Origin of the sequence: Streptomyces sp. NBC_00459 (assembly GCF_036013955.1) — a bacterium.
GTDB lineage: Bacteria > Actinomycetota > Actinomycetes > Streptomycetales > Streptomycetaceae > Streptomyces.
Genome location: NZ_CP107903.1, coordinates 7,840,161 through 7,859,093, shown reverse-complemented (window position 1 = coordinate 7,859,093; position 18,933 = coordinate 7,840,161). Strand labels below are relative to the sequence as shown.

Sequence of the window (18,933 nt, the reverse complement as noted above, 5' to 3'; positions counted from 1 at the left end):
TCGGATACTCGGCAGATGCGCATCCGACCGGCCACCGCCGCCGAACTCCCCGCCCTGCGTGCCATCGAACGCGCCGCCGGCTCCCCCTACCGTGAGCTCGGGATGGCGGAGATCGCGGACGACGAGCCGCCTGCCCTGGACGTGCTGGAGCGGTTCCGGCGAGCGGGCCGCGCCTGGGTCGCCGCCGACGACGATGCCCGGCCCCTGGCCTATCTGATCGCCGAACCGGTGGACGGCGCCCTTCACGTCGAACAGGTCTCCGTCCACCCCGACTTCGCGCACCGCCGCATCGGCCGGGCACTTCTCGCCCACGCCGCCGAGCACGCCCGCGAGGAAGGCCTGAGCCATCTCACCCTGACGACGTTCACCGAGGTCCCGTGGAACGCGCCCTACTACACCCGCCTGGGCTTCCGCACTCTCGCCGAGGCCGAACTCACCCCGGGTCTGCGGAGGATCCGCGCCACGGAGGCCGAGCACGGCCTCGACCGCTGGCCCCGCGTCTGCATGCGCAGGCCCTGAGACAGGGCCTGCGCGGATCCGCCGCTCTCACTGCTCCCCGGCGTACCTCTCCCGCAGCTCCACCTTCCGCACCTTCCCCGACACCGTCATCGGGAAGGCGTCCAGCACCTGCAAACGGCTCGGGATCTTGTAGTGGGCCAACCGCCCCTCGCAGAAGGCGCGTAGCTCGGCGAGCGTGAGGGGTTCGGCGGCCTCGTGCGGGATGACACAGGCGAGGACCTCCTCGCCGTAGCGCTCGTGCGGCACTCCGACCACCTGGATGTCGGCGATCTTCGGATGGCCGTACAGGAACTCCTCGATCTCGCGCGGGTAGATGTTCTCACCACCCCGGATGATCATGTCCTTGATGCGGCCGACGATCTCGACGTACCCGTCCTCGCGCATCACCGCGAGGTCGCCGGTGTGCATCCAGCGGCCGGCGTCGACCGACTCGGCGGTCTTCTCGGGCTGCTGCCAGTAGCCGAGCATCACGCTGTAGCCGCGCGTGCACAACTCCCCTGCCGTGCCACGGGGTTGGGTCGTCCCGTTCGCCGGGTCGACGACCTTGACCTCGATGTGCGGCAGGACCCTGCCGACCGTGCCGGTGCGGTGTTCCAGGTCGTCGTCCCGGCGCGTCTGGAGGGACACGGGGGAGGTCTCCGTCATGCCGTAGCAGATGGACACCTCGGCCATGTGCATCTCGGCGACCACCCGTTTCATCACCTCGACCGGGCAGGGCGAGCCCGCCATGATGCCGGTGCGCAGGGACGACAGGTCGTACGTCGCGAAGTCGGGGAGGTTCAACTCCGCGATGAACATGGTCGGTACGCCGTACAGCGAGGTGCAGCGTTCCTCGGCCACCGCCCGCAGGGTCGCCGCCGGTTCGAAGGACGGCGCAGGGATGACGACGCACGCGCCGTGCGAGGTGGCCGCGAGGTTGCCCATCACCATGCCGAAGCAGTGGTAGAAGGGCACCGGGACGCACACCCGGTCCTGCTCGGTGTAGGCGATCAACTCGCCGACGAAATAACCGTTGTTGAGGATGTTGTGGTGGGAGAGCGTGGCCCCCTTCGGGAAGCCGGTCGTGCCCGAGGTGTACTGGATGTTGATCGGGTCGTCGCAGGACAGTTCCGGGAACGGCACCGGGGTGCCGCGCGCGATCAGCGCGTCCCAGCCCGGGTCCCCGATGTACACGGTCTCCCGCAACTGCGGGCAGCCGCCCCGCACTTCCTCGACCATCGCCCGGTAGTCGCTCGCCTTGTGGCTGAGAGAGGCGAAGAGCAGCGAGATCCCGGCCTGTTTGAGGACGTACTCCACCTCATGGGTGCGGTAGGCCGGGTTGATGTTCACCATGACCGCGCCGATCCGCGCGGTGGCGTACTGGACCAGCACCCACTCGGGGCAGTTGACCGCCCAGATCCCCACCCGGTCGCCCGCGGCGATCCCGCTCGCGATCAGCGCGTACGCCAACTCGTCGACGTCCGCCGCGAACCGGGCGTACGTCCAGCGCCGTCCGGAGGGCACGTCGACCAGCGCCTCACGGTCGGGCCACCTCGCGACGGCCCGGTCCAGGTTGGCGCCGATCGTGTCTCCCAGCAGCGGAGTGTCGCTGATCCCGTGGGTGTAGGAAGTCACCGAAGTCACCGGAAGTCCTCCTCGCGGTACTCGTTCTCCGAGCCGGCCGCGGTCGCCTCGCGCAGTTCGATGCGGCGGATCTTGCCGGACACGGTCTTGGGCAGGTCGGCGAACTCCAGGCGGCGCAGGCGCTTGTAGGGGGCGAGGACCTCACGACTGTGCTCGAAGAGGACCTTCGCGGTGTCCGGCCCCGGCTCCCAGCCCGCCGCGAGCACCACGTACGCCTTCGGTACGGCCAGGCGCAGTTCGTCCGGCGCGGGGACCACGGCGGCCTCCGCGACCGCCTCGTGCTCCAGCAGCGCGCTCTCCAGCTCGAAGGGGGAGATCTTGTAGTCGGAGGCCTTGAAGACGTCGTCGGACCGGCCTACGTAGGTGATGTAGCCGTCCTGGTCGCGCGAGCCGATGTCCCCGGTGCGGTAGAAGCCGCCGGCCATCGCCTCCGCCGTGAGGTCGGCGTCGCCGTGGTAGCCGGTCATCACGCCGACCGGGCGGGTGGAGAGGTCGAGCGCGATCTCCCCCTCGGTCGCGCCCGGTTCACCCGACACCGGGTCGAGGAGGACGACCCGGTAGCCGGGGCTCGGGCGGCCCATGGAGCCCGTCTTGAGCGGCTGGCCGGGGCTGTTGGAGACCTGCACGGCGGTCTCCGTCTGCCCGAAGCCGTCCCGGATCGTGACGCCCCAGAAGCGGCGCACCTGTTCGATGACCTCGGGATTGAGGGGCTCCCCGGCGGCCACGACCTCGCGCGGCGGGGTGCGCAGCTGGGTCAGGTCGGCCTGGATGAGCATGCGCCAGACGGTCGGCGGGGCGCAGAAGGAGGTGACGCCCGCGCGGTCCATCTCCGCCATCAGCCGGGCCGGGTCGAAGCGCGTGTAGTTGTGGATGAAGACGGTCGCCTCGGCGATCCAGGGCGCGAAGAGGTTGGACCAGGCGTGCTTGGCCCAGCCGGGCGAGGAGATGTTCAGATGGACGTCGCCGGGCCTGAGGCCGATCCAGTACATGGTCGCCAGATGCCCGATCGGGTACGAGGCGTGGGTGTGCTCGACGAGCTTGGGGCGGGCGGTCGTACCCGAGGTGAAGTAGAGCATCAGGGGATCGTCGGAGTGGGTCGGCCCGTCCGGCGTGAACTCCGCGGGCGCGTCGTACGCGTCCTCGTAGCGCTGCCAGCCCTCGGGGGCACCGCCCACCGCGATCCGGGTGTAGCGGCCGGGGACCTCGTCGAACTTGCCGGTGTCCTCGGCGCGGACCAGGACGTGGGCGACCCGGCCGCGGTCCACCCGGTCGCGCAGGTCGGCGGGGCCGAGCAGCGGGGTGGCGGGGATGACGACGGCGCCGAGCTTCATCGCGGCGAGGGCCATCTCCCACAGCTCGGTCTGGTTGCCGAGCATGACGAGGACGCGGTCCTCGGGGCGGATCCCGAGCCCGCGCAGCCAGTTGGCGACCCGGTCGGAGCGGGCGGACATCTCGGCGAAGGACACCCTGACCTCGGAGCCGTCCTCCTCGACGATGTGCAGGGCGGTGCGGTCGTTCCCGTCCGCGATGACGTCGAACCAGTCCAGGGCCCAGTTGAAGCACTCGGGGCGCGGCCAGCGGAAACCCTCGTACGCTGTGGCGTAGTCCTCGCGGTGGGCCAGCAGGAAGTCCCGCGCCTCGCGGAAGCGCTCGGTCACCGTCGTCATCACTCCTCCTCCTCCCGGACCATTGCCGGGCGGCTCTCTGACATCGTGTAATCCGTGATGCCGGTCTCACTACCCCCGAACGGGGGTGAGTGCCCGTACGACCGGCGAACACACCACGAGCGGGCCGCGACGAAGGGGCGATGACGTGGCAGCAGACACGGCCGAGGCGGCGGAGGTGCGGCGGGCGCTGGCCCGGCTGCGGCGGGCGACCGGGCTGCCGGTCGCCTTCGGCGGGCTGGTGGAGGCGGGGCGCCGGCACATGCGCATCAGCGAACTGAGCGGCACCTCCACCCAGGCGCTGCGCGCGCTCGCGGTGACCTCGGGCAACGGCCTGGGCGGCAGGGCGGCGGCTCTCGCCCGCCCGTGCGCGGTGACGGACTACTCCGCCTCCCGGGTGATCAGCCACGAGTACGACATCCCGGTCGCCGCCGAGGGCCTGCGCTCCGTGGTGGCGGTCCCGGTCGTCGTGCGGCGCCGGGTGCGTGGAGTGCTGTACGGCGCCCTGCGCAGCGCCCAGCCCCTGGGTGACCGCACGATCGGCGCGGCGGTCGAGGCGGCCCGGGATGTGGAGCAGGCGCTGGCCGTACGGGACCAGGCACGGGAGTTGCTGGCGGCGGTGGGTCCGGAGCCCGCCGGTACCGGGGTGCCCGGTGACGGGGCGTGGGAGCAGGTGCGGGAGGCGCACACGGCGTTGCGTGCGCTGGCTCCGCGGATCACTGATCCGGAACTGCGGGGCGCGCTGCTCGACGCGTGCGGTCTGCTGGCCGTCGGGCGCCCCGAGGACCGGGTCGCGCTCGCACCGCGTGAGCTGGACGTCCTGGCGTGTGTCGCCTCGGGGGCGTCCAACGCGGTCGTCGGGGAACGGCTGGGGCTGCGACCGGAGACGGTGAAGGGCTATCTGCGCTCGGCGATGCGCAGGCTGGGCGCCCACTCGCGCTGGGAGGCGGTCGTGGCGGCGCGGCGGGCGGGGCTGCTGCCCTGAGGATCCGTCGGCCCGGAGGGGTTCCGTCGTCACGCTCCGCACACGCATACGGAGTATTCACTCACATGTGACTTGAATTTTCCGATGCCTCAACCGTCCTGTTATTCGGCTCACCTCGCCGCCGGTCCGAAATTCAAAGATCTGTTGCCTAATATTGGCTCCCACACGACACAGGAGGGGAGCGGTGACCGTGCGACGGGACTTCCAGGAGTCTGGCCGATGCCGCTCCGACCTGCTCATAGGCCGGGACGAGGCGCTCATCTCGGCACGCGAGCAGCTTTCGCGCGGTGGCAGCCTCCTGCTGCACGGAACGGCCGGAATAGGAAAGTCGACCGTCCTGCGGACATTGGCCGCGGAATACGGCGAATCGGCACGGACCGTGTTGCGTTGCTCCGCCACCGAGTCCGAATCCCACCTGCCCTTCCTCGCGCTCGCCGATCTTCTCGGCCTCGCCCTGGACGAGGTGTCCGGCCAGTTGCCCGTCGCCCAGCGTGTCGCCCTGGAGTCGGCGCTCACCGGCCGTGGCGAGTCGACGCTCCAGCGCGACGGGCTCGCACTGCGGCTGGCCGTGCTGTCCGCGCTGCGCGCGCTGGCCGCGAAGGGTCCGGTCCTCGTCGTCGCCGACGACCTCCAGTGGCTGGACACCGCAAGCACCGAACTCCTCGGTTTCGCCGCCCGCCGTCTGGGCGACGACCCCGTCCGGATGCTGTTCGCGGGGCGGACGGACGGACAGGAGTACGACCGCTATCTACGCGCGTCCACACCTGACACCCTGGCCGTCCGGGTGAACCCGCTGACCCGCTCCCAGGTGGAGATGCTCCTGGAGCACCGGGGCTACGACCTCCCGCGTTCGACCGTGCGCGAGATCCACCGCACCAGTGCCGGCAACCCGCTGTACGCCCTCGAACTCGGCCGGGCCCTGGCCGAGAACCCCACTCCCCCGCGCCCGGGCGAGCCGCTGCCGGTGCCGACCTCGCTGCGCGCGCTGGTCCTCAGCCGCCTGGAGATGCTGTCGGACGACGCCCGCCGCACCCTCCTCGTGGTGAGCGCCGGCGCCCGCCCCACCCTGGCCCTGCTGCACGAGGCCGGCCGGGAGAACGCCGAGGCCGAGACCGCCCAGGCCGCCGCCCTCGGACTGCTGGCGACCGAGCCCGAGGGTCCGGCCGTACGGTTCGCGCATCCCCTCGTCTCGGCCGCGCTGTACGCGGAGGCGAGTGCCCAGGAGCGCCGGGCCGCGCACGCCGCGCTGTCCACGGCGGCCTCCGACCCCATCGAGCGGGCCCGGCACCTCGCCCTGGCCACCGAGGGCACGGATCCGGGAGTGGCCGCGCGACTCGCCGAGGCCGCCGCGCTGGCCCGGGACCGCGGGGCGCCCACGGTGGCCTCCTCGCTCGGACTGCTCGCCGCCCGGTACACCCCCGCCGACAGCGTGCCCAACCCCGACGAGCACCGGCTGCGGGCCGCCGAGGACGCGATCACCGCCGGTGAGCTGGATCTGGCGCGGGACATCGCCCGCCAGGTGCTCGACCGGAGCGGGGTGCCCGAGCAACGGGTGCGGGCCTGGATCATCGTGATCGACACGGCGGGCCATGCCATGACGGAGGTCGACGCCGTCTTCCCGCAGGCACTGGCCGACGCGGGCGACGACCCGCAGCTGCTCGCCCTGATCCACTACCAACTGGCCTGGCGGGCGCTCCTCGTGGAGGGCAACTTCGCCGAGTGCCGCGAGGAGGCGGCGCGCGCGGCCGAGCTCGCCGCGTGGGCCGGCGACCGGCACACGGAGCTGATGTCGCTCTCCTTCCAGGCCCAGACCGAGACCCTGATGGGCCACCCGGACGCACCCGCCACGATCAAACGCGCCCTCAAGGAGCCCCAGGACCCGCAGGTGACCGTCCATCACAACGGCATCGGCTCGGCCCGGTTCCGCTGGCTGATCATGAGCGACCAGCTGCCCGAGGCACGGGCCACCATCACCACGCTGCTGCGCGAGGTGCGCCGGCGCGGGTCCGTCGAGAGCGAGGTGCACTTCCTGCGCTGCCTCGCCGAGACCGAACTGCGCTGCGGGCACTGCGGCCGGGCGCTCGACCTGGCCCGGGAGAGTCTGCGCCTGGCCCGGGACACCGGTATCGGCGAGGTCGCCTCCGGGATGCTCGCCGCGCTGGCGGAGGCGTCCGGCGGTGACGTGGACCGGGCGCTGGCGCTGGCCCGGGAGTCGGTCGAGCACGCCGAGGAGAACGGCGACCTGATGTACCTGTCCCGGGCCCAGGCGGCCCTGGGATACGCCCGGTTGGTGGCCGGGGACGCGCCGGGTGCGGTGCAGTCGCTGCGCCGGGCACGGGAGTTGGAGCACGATCTCGGCGTCGACGACCCGGCGCGCGGACGCTGGCAGGGCGACCTCGCGGAGGCGCTGGTCGGCGTCGGCGAGCTGGACGAGGCGCAGGAGGTCATCGACGTGTCGCGCGCCCACGCGCTGCGGCTGGGGCGCGAGAGCGTGCTCGCGGTGCTCGACCGGTCGGAGGCGCTGGTGCGGGCGGCGCGCGGTGAACGCGATGCGGCTCTGGCCCAGTTGACGTCCGCGAAGGACCGACTCGCCAAGCTGGGCTACGGACTTGAGGAGGCGCGGGCCGCGCTCGCCCTGGCGGAGCTGCGCACCGGACCGCCGGGACCCGGGCCGACTCCCGCCCCTACGTCGTACGACGAGGCGGCACGCCTGTTCAGACGTTCCCGCGCGCTGCCCTGGCTGCGCCGGGTGGACGCGGCCACCGTGCCGAACCCCGCCCCGCAGCCGCTCGTACAGCAGCCGCAGGCCGTTGCCGCTCTCGACGGGCTCGCCGCGATGGAACGTCAGGTCGCGGCGCTCGTCATGGAGGGCGCGACCAACCGCGAGATCGCCGGACGCCTGTTCATCAGCGTCAAGACGGTCGAGGCGACGCTCACCCGGGTGTACCGGAAGCTGGGTATCCGGTCTCGGGTGGACATCGTCCGGCTGGCGGCGGGACGCCACCCGAAGTAACGCCCGCATACCCGCCGTACGGCCGTGCACCTGCGCGCAATCCATCCTTGCGCACTCACCGTACCGCGCCGTCGACCCCGTACGACCGAGGGTTTTCCCTCCCCCAATTCCCCTAGGGGGTTCCCTCATTGGGAGGGACCTTATCCGGCTCCTACCTTGTGGATGTGCCGCACGCCGGGCACACGGAGCAGCACCAACGCCCCGTGCAGAAACACCCCCCACACCCGCGCGTCCCCCCACCGGCAATCCCCACAAGAGGAGAACCCATGTTCGGGCTCGCCCGTGCCAAGAAGGCCGCCGTTGTCCTGGTGGCCACCGCTGCCGCCGCATCGACCGCGTTGATCGCCGCTCCCGGCGTCGTCGCCGCGCCCCAGCCCATCGTGGGCGGTACCACGACCACCGCTGCGACGTACCCGTACGTCATGCAGATCACGGACGCCTCGCAGAACCAGTTCTGCGGTGGCACCCTCGTCTCGGCCACCAAGGTCGTGACCGCGGCCCACTGTATGGTCGACGAGACGACGAGCAGCGTCAGAGTCGTCGGCGGCCGTACCTACCGCAACGGCACCAACGGCACCGTCAGCCGGGTCACCAAGATCTGGATCCACCCGAGCTACACCGACGCCACCAACGGCGACGACGTGGCCGTGCTGACCCTCGCGACCTCGATGCCGTACACCACGGCGTCGTACGTCACCTCGTCCCAGACCAGTGTGTACGCGGCCGGCACCACCGCCCGCATCATCGGCTGGGGCACCACCTCCTCGAACGGCAGCTCCTCCAACCAGCTGCGCACGGCGACCGTCCCGACGGTCTCCAACGCCAGCTGCACCAGCTCGTACGGCTCCAGCTACATCGCGAGCGACATGGTCTGCGCCGGCTACACCGCCGGCGGCGTTGACACCTGCCAGGGCGACAGCGGCGGCCCGCTGATGATCGGCGGCGTCCTGGCAGGTATTACTTCCTGGGGCGAGGGCTGCGCTGCGGCCGGCTACCCCGGGGTCTACACCCGGCTGACCACCTTCTCCAGCCTGGTGGCGACGCAGGTCGCGTCGTAATCACCAGCGGTACAGCCACCACAGTCTCCCGGGTACCCCCCGGGTGAATGCCAGGGGGCGTTGCGGACCGGCCACGAGCGGTCCGCAGCGCCCCCTATCCACGTTCCCGTTCGCGTACGACGGTGCCGAACCGGATGTCGTACGCCGCTCCCCCGTGCAGCGCCGCGAGCATCCGCCCGCCCTCCTCGACCACCGCCGACCGCTGGGCCCTGGTGAACTCGCCGAAGGGCTCGACGGTGAGTGTGCGGTCCTCAAGGCGCCACAGGCCGGCGAGGAAGCCGTCGACGAGCAGGGTGCAGTGCGCCTGATTGCCCGTCCAGGTACGGCCCTTGAGGTCGGCGGGGACCACGCGGGTGCGGTCGGCGTGCGAGAGGAGCAGGTTGTCGAACTCGGGCAGGAAGCGCGGCGCTGCCGGCGTCTCCGGGTCGGGGCGGGGCGCGTCGGGGAGGTCGAAGAGCTCCGTGCCGTGCTCGTCCCGGAAGGTGAGCAGCTGCGGGCGCAGGCGTTCGAAGGCGGCGCGCAGCCGGGTCAGACCGGCCCAGGTCTGCATGTCCTTCACGGAGGCGGGGCCGAAGGCGGCGAGGTAGCGGAGCACGGTCGTGTCCAGAACCGACGTCTCCTCGGCCCGCGCCTCCTGGGCCGGTCGGCCGAGCCAGTGCTCGGCGGTGGTGAGGGCGACCTGGCCACTGCGGCCCCACAGGCCGCGCGGGGTGACCTGGACGAGCGGGAGCCGGCAGCGGGCGGCGACGGACAGGGACTGCGGGTCGGCGTCCGGCCACTCGACGAGGAGTGCCTCGCGCAGCTGCTTCATCGTGCGCGGTTCGGCCTCGACGAGTTCACGCGCGAGGGCGGTGAGCCGGTCGAGGTCGACGCCCACAAGTCCCTTGCGGAAGTAGGTGAGTTCGCGGTCCCGGGCGGGCTGGACGAGCGGGCGCAGGGTGAGGCAGTCGTCGGCGGTGTGGGTGTGGATGGTCGAGCGCATGGTGACGATGCGGACGGCTTCCCGGTCGGCCATGAGCCGGGACAACTCCTCGGGGACGAAGCCTTCGAGGCGGGCGGCGAGGGCGTGGTACGGGGGCTTCACGTTCTGCGCCTGGAGTCCGAGCAGGTGCGCGAGTGCGTCCTTGGCGGACATCGGCGACCGGGCGAGAAGCAGTTGCCGGGCGAGGGTGGCACGGTTGAGGGCGCGGGGGCCGAGGACGGGGGCTGCGCCGACGCTCGCGCCTGCCGAGGCAGGCCTCGGGCTCGTCGCCGGAGCGGCCACCGAAGCCGCCGTCGCCGAGGTCGTCGTCGCCTTGTTCTGCTTCGCCGTGTTCTCCATGGTCCGTACGCTAACTCCACTTGCGGACAGTTTCGGTCCGCAAGTCGTTCCGGACCCCGATCGGAGGCCCGCCGGGCTCGGGGGGCCTGTGCCGGAACCGGCGCGGCGGAAGTTGAAACCGTAGGCCCCTTGACCCACCACATGGACTGAACCGTACAGTTCATGTCTGACCGACGCCGCTCGGTGTGCACCGCACCGGTCCCCGACCGAATGGCGGGCGTGCGTCACCCCTCGCCTGCGGAAGGACGACGATGTCCCCGAACCCTCATGCCGACGTCACGGCACCCGACCAGCCGGCACACACCGCGGGCTCCCTGCGTGAGTACGTGACCTCCCTGCGGGGCTACCCCTCACTCGCGTGGAAGGCCGCGATCGCCTGCGTGCTGGCCATGGCCCTGAGCCCGGCCGCCCTCAACCCGACCATCACGTTCTTCGTCGAACCCGTCGCCCGGGACTTCGGCTGGTCGCAGTCGCAGACGCTGACCGTCTTCAACATCCCGACCATCGCCGCACCGTTCGTCCTGCCGCTGACCGGCCGCTGGGTGGACCGCTGGGGCGCCCGCGCCGTGGCGGTACCGGGTGCGGCGCTGTACGCCCTCTTCACCGCGGCGACCGCACTCGCCGGCGGTAACGTCGTCCTCCTTCTCCTGCCGATGTTCGCCGCCACCGCCTTCGGATACGTCGCCATCATGGGCGTGTTCTACAAGGTCGTCGCCGAGTGGTTCCTCCACCACCGGGGATCGGGCTACTCACTGCTCATCGGCGCCGCCACCAGCCTGGGCGGAGCGATCATGTCCCCACTGTGCCGGCTGTCCATCGACAGTCTCGGCTGGCGCCCGACGTACCTCCTGATCGCCCTGTGCATCCTCCTGATCGTCTTCCCCGCCCAGTACTTCCTGCTCTCCGAACCGGAGCGGGTCCACGAGGACGGTGCGGCGGAGGAGGCCGTACGCGGTCGGGAAGGAGTTCCCGGTGTGCCGGTCGGCGCCGCGCTGCGCTCCCGGGGCTGGCTGCTCATGGCCGCGGTCATGATCCTGATCGCGGCGGTGGCCATGAGCGTGCGGCTGAACGCCGTCTCCCTGTTCGGCGACCGGGGCTATTCGGCCACGACCGTGTCCCTGTCCCTGTCGGTGCTGCTCGTGTCCTCGATCGTCGGACAGTTCCTCGCCGGTGTGGCCATGGACCGTTCGAGGAGCGCACGCACGCTCGCGCCGTTCGTCGCGTGCCTCGTGGTCGGTACGGTCGCGATCTTCGCCGCCACGGGTGGCACCTCGGCGCTGCTGCTGGCCATGTGTCTGCTCGGCGTGGTGATGGGCGCGGAGTCCTCGGTCGCGCCGTACCTGGTGGCCCGTTACTTCGGCATGCGCGCCTTCGCGCAGCTCCAGGGCATGACACTGGGCGTCGTCGCCCTCTTCGGCGTCGGCCTGTCCCCGATCCTCTTTCAGGGAGCGGCCGAGGCCACCGGCGGCTACGGCGGCCCGCTGATCGCCCTGAGCGCGACAAGCGTGCTCACTCTGGCGCTCACCTTCCTGCTCCCGCGCTATCCGGTCGACAGGAAGCGCGAACCCGCGCCGGCGGACGAGTCACAGACGGCGGCGGTCTGACGCCGGCCCGGGCACCGGTGCCCGGGCCGCACCCCTCGGCCGTATGCCGCATGTGCCGCACGGACTCGGGCGCTGTGCGGCATACGGCCGTCCGCCGCCCGGTTCTGTCGGGGCGCCCTCCCGGTCGCTCACGGCTGCGACAAAGCCCCACGCGCGCATGCCTGTTGCCCGCGCCGTGTCTCGGCGCGGGCAACAGGTGATTCGGCTGTGGGTCACCGGCCCGACCGGTACGCCTCGGTACCGGTCGTACGGAGGGGCCTGCGTACCGTGCTTGTCCAGCCACGGCGCGTACGCGCCGTCAGGACGTCCTGGCCCTCGCGGTGTTCGTCCCCGGAGGGCCGGGAACCGGGGTCGATCCGGACGGGCCCGTCGCGGGGCCGGGCAGCGGCGGGGGCAGCGGGGGCGGCCCCGTCCGCAGCGGGCGGAGCACGTCCGCCCAGCGGGCCAGCTCGGTGAGCATGGGTGCGACGGATCCGGCGACCTGCGGGGGCGGGTTGAACACCCCGTCCTCGACGTGCTGCATGACGAAGGGGATCGCGACCGCTTCGGGGACCGGCATCATGCGTACGGTCGTGACGACCTGCTTCATCACCTGCACGGAGCGCAGACCGCCGGCGATTCCGCCGTAGCTGACGAAGCCGACCGGCGCGTACAGCCACTCGTTGTGGAGGTAGTCCACGGCGTTCAGCAGACTGACCGAGGGGCCGTGGTTGTACTCCGGGGTCACGAAGACGAAGGCGTCCGCCTCCTTGATCTTCGCGCTCCAGCGTCGTGTGTGCTCGTGCTCGTAACGGCCCATCCGGGGAGGGCCGGGTTCGTCGAGCAGGGGGAGGCCGTAGTCGACGAGATCGACCAGTTCCACCTCGAAGCCGCCGTGCTTCTCGGCGGCCTCCGCCGCCCAGTCGGCGACCGGCCTCGCCAGTCGGCCCGGCCGGGTGCTGCCCACGATGATCTGCAGCTTCATGATGTCGTCCGCGCCGCTCACATCGGCCCCTCTCCGGGTACCCGCTTCGGGTACGCGCTCCAGTGCTCCGACAACCGGCCGTTCCTGACGCGGAAGAGGGTGAGGATGTTCCAGTCGTAGGTGGCGCCCGGGATCACCGGATCGGGGGCGGGTTCCCGCATCATCACGCAGGCGAGTTCTCCCTCGACGGTGACGCCGACCACGGGCGGGGGTGTCCCCCGGTCGAGCGGCACGTGACGGAAGAACTCGATCAGCAGTTCCCGGCCGTTCCCTGGAGCGTTCGGGTCGTGCTGGACGTAGTCGTCGACGGTGTACCGCTCCATGACCTCGCGGACCTGCTTGTCGACGGTGCGGTCGCGGACCAGTCGGGCCAGCTCGGCCTCGAACTCGATCACGAGCCGCTTGACCGCCTCCGTACCCGGGTCGGGAGACGCCGCGACCGCGTCGATGTAGTCGGGCCGGTCCATCCATGTCCGGTAGAGCTCGGGGGTGTGGATCTCGGCGACACCGCCCACGATGCTGAAATCGCTCATCGTACGGACTCCTTGCCGGGGGCGGCCAGGCCGCGCTGCGGTACGGCCGCGCCGATCATGGGGAAGGGCTTGAGCCCGAGGAGGCGTCGGCCGTTCTGTTCGGCGAGGGGATCCACGCGGATCGCGCCGTGCGAGGTGACCACGCGTGCGTCACGGACGAATCGCTGGATCGGGTTGGACAGCGAGACGGTCGACGAACCGAGCGTCTTCTGGAGCAGGTTGATGGCGTCCTCGCAGAGGTTCGCCGCGTACGCGAGCGCGAGGCTGATCTCCGATTCCTCGTCGTCGCCGAACTCGAGACCGGCGTCGGTGCGTGCGTCCACCTGGTCCGCGTAGCGTTCGATCGTGGAGCCGGCGAGAACGATCATCGCCTGGGCACGCCCGGCCGCCACCTGTGCCGACGCCATGTCGGCGACGGTCGGATAGGGCAGGGTGAACGGCGCCCGCTTGGCCGCCTGTTCCGCGAAACACGACATCGCACCGCGCGCCATGCCCAGCGTGATCGCGGTGCTGCTGAGGGCCACGGTCATCAGAAGCGCCCTGCCGCTCTGCCGGAAGGCGGTGCCGCTGTAGTGGTTCCGGATCCGGTCGAGCCTGGGCGGGAACTCACCGAGGTCGAGGAAGCGGTAGTCCGGGACGAAGACCTCCTCGGCGACCCGCAGGCTGTTGCTGGACGTTCCGGAGAGCCCCATGACGTGCCAGTCGTCGAGGATCTCGAACTGCTCGCGCTCCAGCACGACCACGCCACGGCCGGTGCCACCGGCTTCCGCGGGGTCGAAGGCGATCCCGACCATCGCCCAGCGGGCATGCTTGCAGCCGCTGCCGAAGGCCCACCGGCCGCTGACCATCCAGCCTCCGTCGACCTTGCGGGCGTCCCCGACCGTGGTCGCGAACACGGAGGCACCCACGAGCGCCGGACCCACCCAGCCCTCGACGTCCGCACGTATCTCCTCGACCAGTCGCGGCTGGAGCGCGAGGAAGTTGCGCAGTCCGACTCCGACGAACGCGCTCCAGGCCGCCGAGCCGTCCCCCTCGCCCAGGGCCGCGATGACCTCGACCAGGTCCCGCGCGCCGAGGGCGGTGCCACCCCACTCGACCGGCATCGTCATGCGGTAGATGCCGGCCCCGTCGAGCGCTTTCAGCACGTCGGGGGTCAACGCCCCGATGCGCTCCCCCTCACGCGCGTCCGACCGGATCAGCGTCTTCAGCTCCCCGATGCGGTCACGCAGCTCCCGTCCGGCGTCGGTGAGCCACGGTGATTCGACGGCCCTGACCTCCGCGAGCGGAATCTGCGGAGGCGTCGGCGGCTCCCTGTGTGCAGTGGGCTGAGACATGGACTCTCCTTGCTGGGTGGGACTGGAAACTAACTGAACTGTACCGTTCAGTTCAGTATGCCTGTCAAGCTCGGCCACAGGGGGGCGAGGCCTCCACCGGAGACCTCGACATGGGCGCCCGGTCGCCGACCGGGCCGGGCTCTTCGGCCCAGAAGTGCCGACGGAAGTCGCACCCCCCGCCTCCACGGTCGACCGCATCTGGCGAAAGTCGCGGCACTGCAAGTAAACTGTACGGTACAGTGCAGATCAATGAACGGAGCATCATGGCTTTTCTCGACGATCGTGGCTGGCAGGGGCGGATCTTCTCCGGCGGGTGGGTCGACGGCTCCGGTGAGCCCTACGACTCGGTCGAACCGGCCACCGGCAAGACGCTCGGCCGCGTGGGAGCCGCCACCCCCGCCGACCTGGACCGAGCCGTGGCGCAGGCCGTACAGGCCCAGCGCGCGTGGGCGGCTCTGCCGTACACCGAGCGGGCGCAGGTACTGCGGCGCGCCGGGGCCCTGTTCGAGAAGCACCGGGCCGAGATCGCGGACTGGGTCGTGCGGGAGTCCGGAGCCCTGCGCCCGTTCGCGGAGTTCCAGACCTCGAACGGCGCCGCCGAGGAGTGCTACGAGGCCGCGGCCCTCGCGGCGGCGCCCTTCGGCGAGGTACTCCGCTCGGTGGAGGACCGGCTGTCGTTCTCGCGGCGCCGGCCCGTCGGTGTCGTGGGTGTGATCTCCCCGTTCAACGCGCCGATGGTGCTGGCCATGCGGGCGCTGGCACCGGCGCTGGCGCTGGGCAACGCGGTCGTCCTCAAGCCCGACCCGCGCACAGCGGTCTGCGGGGGTGTCACGATCGCGCGGGTCTTCGAGGAGGCGGGGCTGCCCGAGGGGCTGTTGCACGTCCTGCCCGGCGGCGCCGACGTCGGAGCGGCACTGGTGGACGACCCCCGGGTCCCGGTCATCGCGTTCACCGGGTCCACCCGGGCCGGCAAGGCGATCGCCACGGCCGCGGCGCAACGGCTGAAGCGGGTGCACCTGGAGCTGGGCGGCAACTCGGCCCTGATCGTTCTTGAGGACGCCGACCTGGAGAAGGCGGTGTCGGCGGGTGCGTTCGGCTCGTTCCACCATGCCGGTCAGATCTGCATGGCCTCCAGCCGCCACCTGGTGCACGCCTCCATCGCCGAGGAGTACACCGCACGGCTCGCCGAGCGCGCCGAGGCCGCGCCCGCCGGAGATCCCGCGACGGACGCGGTCGCCGTCGGTCCCATGATCGACGAGCGGCAGTTGCAGGCCGCCCACTCGGTGGTCACCGACAGCCTGGCCGCCGGAGCGCGACTGGCCGCCGGCGGTACGTACGAGGGTCTGGTCTACCGGCCCACCGTCCTGGCCGACGTCCCGCTGGACGCACGTGCCTACACCGAGGAGATCTTCGGCCCCGTGGCGCCCGTCGTCGCCTTCCAGGACCTCGACGAGGTCGTCCGGCTCGCCACCGACACGGAGTACGGTCTCGCCCTCGGCATCCTGACCGGCGACCCGGCGAAGGGGCTGGCACTGGCCGACCGCATCCCCACCGGGCTCGTGCACATCAACGACCAGACCGTCAACGACGAGGCCACCGTGCCTTTCGGAGGCATGGGCGAGTCGGGCAACGGCTCCCGTCACGGTGGCACCGCGGCCAACCTGGACGCCTTCACCGAGCAGCAGTGGGTCACCGTCCGGGGAGAGATCCCCGGCTACCCGTTCTGATCCCCTCGACCGGCCGGGATCCCGTCGTCCCAGCGGGGTCCCGGCCTCCCCTCATGACCCGGGTTCGCCGACCGGCATCGCGAGCCCACCTCCCACCAGTGCCTCCCACCACCGCCTCTCACCCGCATTGGACGTACCGATGAGCGCAGCCGCCCCCCGGCCCGGCCTTGTTCCACCTGACCCGATGACGATCGCCCCACGCGCCGCGGCCACCCCGCCGACCCCGCGCCGGTCCGAGGACGCGGCCGGCTGGGCTCCCGGCAACAAGTTCCTCGACGGACCCTTCACACCCTGGACGGAGGAGGACGCGGCCTACGACCTGGAGGTCGAGGGCCGGATCCCCGAGGACCTCGCCGGAGCCCTGTTCCGTATCTCCTCCAACCCCCGCTTCCGGCCGCGCGATCCGGAGCGCTATCACTGGTGGGAGGGGGACGGCATGGTGTGCGGCATCTATCTGCGCGAAGGACGGGCCGCCTACCGCACCCGCTGGGTCATGACCGACTCGATGAAGTTCGAGGTCGAGCAGGGCCACGCCGTCTACAGCGGTTTCGCCAACGGCGGCAGTACGGCACCGCTCCCCAAGGGCGCGCCGCCCGCGAAGAACGTCGCCAACACCAACGTCGGCATCTTCGACGATCACCTGCTGGTCTACTACGAGGGCGGGCTGCCGTACTCCGTGCACCCGGAAACCCTGGAGACGTACGGCAGTTACGACTTCCACGGTGGCGTCGACGTGCTCTGCACCGCCCACTACAAGACCGACCCGGCCACGGGCGACATGCTCTTCTTCGCCGCGACCGGCCCGGTCATCACCTGGTACCGGGCGGACGTGAAGACCGGGCAGGTCGTCGACAGCCACAGCTTCGGTATCGAAGTGCCCGTGCTCATGCACGACTTCGCGGTCACCGAGAACCACGCGATCTTCTTCGTCACCCCGGCCCAGTTCCGGCTGGACCACATCATGCGGGGCGAGCCGGGTGTCGTCTGGGACGAGGGGTCGCTCCCCCACGGTGTGCGGATCGTCCTGATGAACCGCAGCACCCACAAGGTCACCTGGCACGACGTCGGCGGGCACTGGGCCAACACCCACTTCTACAACGCCTACGAGCGCGACGGGCAGGTCGTCGTCGACGGGCACCGCATCACCCGGCTGGGCACGCCCGCCGACCGGCTCGACACCCCGGTCACCTCGCACTCCTGGTTCCCGCCCTCGCTGCCCCACCGCTGGCGGGTGGATCTGGCCACCGGAAGGGCCTCCGAGGAGATGCTCAGCGGTCTCGCCGGCGAGTTCCCGCGGATCAACGACGCCTACACCGGGCTGGAGCATCGCTACGGCTACTTCGTCACCACCCGCTCGCTCGCCGCGGACACGATGAGCGACGGGCTGGCCAAGCACGACTTCCTGCGAGGCACCACCAGCGTCGTGGAGGGCCCGGCGGGGCTGACCAACCCCGGCGAACCGGTCTTCGTCGCCCGCGAGAACGCCTCCGCCGAGGACGACGGCTATCTGCTGTCCCTGTGGTGGAACCGCCTCACGGGCCTGTCCGAACTCCTCGTCCACGACGCCGCCGACCTGGTCCGCACCCCGCTCGCCCGGGTCAGGCTCCCCAGCCGCGTCCCGTTCGGCTTCCACGGCAGCTGGGCCGACCATGTGACCCTCGACCGGGCGGTCGCGGCACGGGGCGAGAAGTCCGGCTGACACCGCGGCAGCGATGGCGCAAGGCCTGCCGTCGCGTCCCGGACCACCCGGCCGCGACGGTAGGGTCGCCAGGAGGTCAACAAGCCAAGAGACATGGGCGACTGCCGGGTCGGCGGCCCGAGGAGGAGCGAGATGGTGGTCAAGGGGCGCCCCCGTACGGGGGCCGGGGGCCGGGGCAAGAGAGCTGCCGTGCTCGACGCGGCGGTCACCCTGTTCCTCGACCGGGGCTTCGACCAGACGTCGATGGACGTCGTCGCGGCCGAGGCCGGCGTCTCAAAGACCACCGTGTACGCCCACTTCGGCGACAAGGTGGAACTGTTCCGTGCCGTGATCGAGCGCGGCAGCTCGTCCCTGGACTTCGACCTGGACCAGGCGATGCTCTCCTCGGTCGACGACCCGCAGGAGCGGCTGACGCACATCGTCACCAAGCTCCTGGAGGCGACGACCGCCCCGCAGTACCTCGCCCTCATCCGGGTGCTGACCACGGAAGCCGCCCGCCGTCCCGAACTGACGGCGGCCATGCGCACCCTGGGCGTGCCCCACGTCGTCGACGTCGTGGCGGCCACCCTGCTGGAGGACGGCCGGCGGCACGGCTACACCCTGCCGGACCCCCACACGTACGCCGCCCTGTTCGTCCGCATGGCGGCGGCCGGGCTGCAGATGGACGCCCTGCTGAGCCCGGAGCCCCGCCACGACTCCGCCCGGCTCGCCGCGCACGCCCGCTGGTCGACGACGCTCTTCCTGCGCGCCCTGCGCTCCCAGGACCCCGTCGCCCTGCCCGAGGCACCACTGCGCAACGCCGGCGACGCCTTTGCCGTGTTCGAGCCGCCCCACACGGACTGACACGGCCCGCCACACAGGTTCCTGACCCACTCGATCAGGCGCCGAA

At 71.3% G+C, this 18,933-nt stretch carries 14 protein-coding genes; 8 read left to right on the top strand and 6 right to left on the bottom strand.

The window, feature by feature from the left end:
• Positions 1 to 15: 15 nt before the first annotated feature.
• Positions 16 to 519, top strand: a complete 504-nt coding sequence (locus tag OHN74_RS34595) for a GNAT family N-acetyltransferase (protein WP_327698498.1) — start codon at positions 16 to 18, stop codon at positions 517 to 519.
• 27 nt (positions 520 to 546) lie between these two features.
• Here OHN74_RS34595 and OHN74_RS34590 read toward each other — a convergent pair whose 3' ends face one another.
• On the bottom strand, positions 547 to 2,133 hold the full coding sequence (locus OHN74_RS34590; RefSeq protein ID WP_327700374.1) for an AMP-binding protein: 1,587 nt from the start codon (positions 2,131 to 2,133) through the stop codon (positions 547 to 549).
• Between the two features lie 5 nt (positions 2,134 to 2,138).
• Positions 2,139 to 3,809 carry an AMP-binding protein gene (locus OHN74_RS34585; RefSeq protein ID WP_327698497.1) on the bottom strand — a complete coding sequence of 557 codons (1,671 nt, stop codon included), beginning with the start codon at positions 3,807 to 3,809 and terminating at the stop codon, positions 2,139 to 2,141.
• Positions 3,810 to 3,954: 145 nt separating this feature from the next.
• Here OHN74_RS34585 and OHN74_RS34580 point away from each other — a divergent pair, with 145 nt between their 5' ends.
• From OHN74_RS34580 to OHN74_RS34570, 3 genes are all read left to right on the top strand, one after another.
• Positions 3,955 to 4,791: a helix-turn-helix transcriptional regulator gene (locus OHN74_RS34580; protein WP_327698496.1), complete on the top strand. Its 837-nt coding sequence runs from the start codon at positions 3,955 to 3,957 to the stop codon at positions 4,789 to 4,791.
• A 184-nt stretch (positions 4,792 to 4,975) separates the two neighbouring features.
• Positions 4,976 to 7,804 (top strand): helix-turn-helix transcriptional regulator, encoded by a 2,829-nt coding sequence (locus tag OHN74_RS34575; protein WP_327698495.1) that lies wholly within the window; start codon positions 4,976 to 4,978, stop codon positions 7,802 to 7,804.
• 266 nt (positions 7,805 to 8,070) lie between these two features.
• Complete coding sequence (locus OHN74_RS34570) at positions 8,071 to 8,862, top strand: S1 family serine peptidase (RefSeq protein WP_327698494.1); 792 nt, start codon at positions 8,071 to 8,073, stop codon at positions 8,860 to 8,862.
• 94 nt (positions 8,863 to 8,956) lie between these two features.
• Here OHN74_RS34570 and OHN74_RS34565 read toward each other — a convergent pair whose 3' ends face one another.
• Positions 8,957 to 10,183: a winged helix DNA-binding domain-containing protein gene (locus OHN74_RS34565; RefSeq protein WP_327698493.1), complete on the bottom strand. Its 1,227-nt coding sequence runs from the start codon at positions 10,181 to 10,183 to the stop codon at positions 8,957 to 8,959.
• A gap of 251 nt (positions 10,184 to 10,434) precedes the next feature.
• Between OHN74_RS34565 and OHN74_RS34560 the strand changes: the two genes are divergently transcribed.
• On the top strand, positions 10,435 to 11,787 hold the full coding sequence (locus tag OHN74_RS34560) for an MFS transporter (protein WP_327698492.1): 1,353 nt from the start codon (positions 10,435 to 10,437) through the stop codon (positions 11,785 to 11,787).
• Positions 11,788 to 12,085: 298 nt separating this feature from the next.
• On the opposite strand, the gene OHN74_RS34555 is transcribed toward OHN74_RS34560, so the two are convergent.
• Genes OHN74_RS34555 through OHN74_RS34545 form a run of 3 tightly spaced genes read right to left on the bottom strand, consistent with a single transcriptional unit; the run spans position 12,086 to position 14,618 of the window.
• Positions 12,086 to 12,772 carry an NADPH-dependent FMN reductase gene (locus OHN74_RS34555; RefSeq protein WP_443060495.1) on the bottom strand — a complete coding sequence of 229 codons (687 nt, stop codon included), beginning with the start codon at positions 12,770 to 12,772 and terminating at the stop codon, positions 12,086 to 12,088.
• The gene (locus OHN74_RS34550) at positions 12,769 to 13,284 is read right to left on the bottom strand and encodes a nuclear transport factor 2 family protein (protein ID WP_327698491.1); all 516 of its coding nucleotides are present in this window, start codon (positions 13,282 to 13,284) and stop codon (positions 12,769 to 12,771) included. The genes OHN74_RS34555 and OHN74_RS34550 overlap by 4 nt, the downstream gene beginning before the upstream one ends.
• Entirely contained in the window at positions 13,281 to 14,618 is a 1,338-nt protein-coding gene (locus OHN74_RS34545; RefSeq protein WP_327698490.1) for an acyl-CoA dehydrogenase family protein, read from the bottom strand. The genes OHN74_RS34550 and OHN74_RS34545 overlap by 4 nt, the downstream gene beginning before the upstream one ends.
• Before the next feature lie 263 nt (positions 14,619 to 14,881).
• Here OHN74_RS34545 and OHN74_RS34540 point away from each other — a divergent pair, with 263 nt between their 5' ends.
• The 3 genes from OHN74_RS34540 (at position 14,882) to OHN74_RS34530 (ending at position 18,887) form a co-directional block, all read left to right on the top strand.
• Positions 14,882 to 16,345 carry an aldehyde dehydrogenase family protein gene (locus OHN74_RS34540; protein WP_327698489.1) on the top strand — a complete coding sequence of 488 codons (1,464 nt, stop codon included), beginning with the start codon at positions 14,882 to 14,884 and terminating at the stop codon, positions 16,343 to 16,345.
• A gap of 184 nt (positions 16,346 to 16,529) precedes the next feature.
• Positions 16,530 to 18,044 (top strand): carotenoid oxygenase family protein, encoded by a 1,515-nt coding sequence (locus tag OHN74_RS34535; RefSeq protein WP_327698488.1) that lies wholly within the window; start codon positions 16,530 to 16,532, stop codon positions 18,042 to 18,044.
• A 132-nt stretch (positions 18,045 to 18,176) separates the two neighbouring features.
• Entirely contained in the window at positions 18,177 to 18,887 is a 711-nt protein-coding gene (locus OHN74_RS34530) for a TetR/AcrR family transcriptional regulator (protein WP_327698487.1), read from the top strand.
• Positions 18,888 to 18,933: the final 46 nt, after the last annotated feature.

Bases quoted from the DNA above. Each gene is read 5' to 3' on its own strand.
- OHN74_RS34560 (WP_327698492.1), top strand. From the start codon at position 10,435: ATGTCCCCGAACCCTCATGCCGACGTCACGGCACCCGACCAGCCGGCA.
- OHN74_RS34585 (WP_327698497.1), bottom strand. From the start codon at position 3,809: ATGACGACGGTGACCGAGCGCTTCCGCGAGGCGCGGGACTTCCTGCTG.
- OHN74_RS34595 (WP_327698498.1), top strand. From the start codon at position 16: ATGCGCATCCGACCGGCCACCGCCGCCGAACTCCCCGCCCTGCGTGCC.
- OHN74_RS34535 (WP_327698488.1), top strand. From the start codon at position 16,530: ATGACGATCGCCCCACGCGCCGCGGCCACCCCGCCGACCCCGCGCCGG.
- OHN74_RS34545 (WP_327698490.1), bottom strand. From the start codon at position 14,618: ATGTCTCAGCCCACTGCACACAGGGAGCCGCCGACGCCTCCGCAGATT.
- OHN74_RS34570 (WP_327698494.1), top strand. From the start codon at position 8,071: ATGTTCGGGCTCGCCCGTGCCAAGAAGGCCGCCGTTGTCCTGGTGGCC.
- OHN74_RS34530 (WP_327698487.1), top strand. From the start codon at position 18,177: ATGGTGGTCAAGGGGCGCCCCCGTACGGGGGCCGGGGGCCGGGGCAAG.
- OHN74_RS34550 (WP_327698491.1), bottom strand. From the start codon at position 13,284: ATGAGCGATTTCAGCATCGTGGGCGGTGTCGCCGAGATCCACACCCCC.
- OHN74_RS34565 (WP_327698493.1), bottom strand. From the start codon at position 10,183: ATGGAGAACACGGCGAAGCAGAACAAGGCGACGACGACCTCGGCGACG.
- OHN74_RS34540 (WP_327698489.1), top strand. From the start codon at position 14,882: ATGGCTTTTCTCGACGATCGTGGCTGGCAGGGGCGGATCTTCTCCGGC.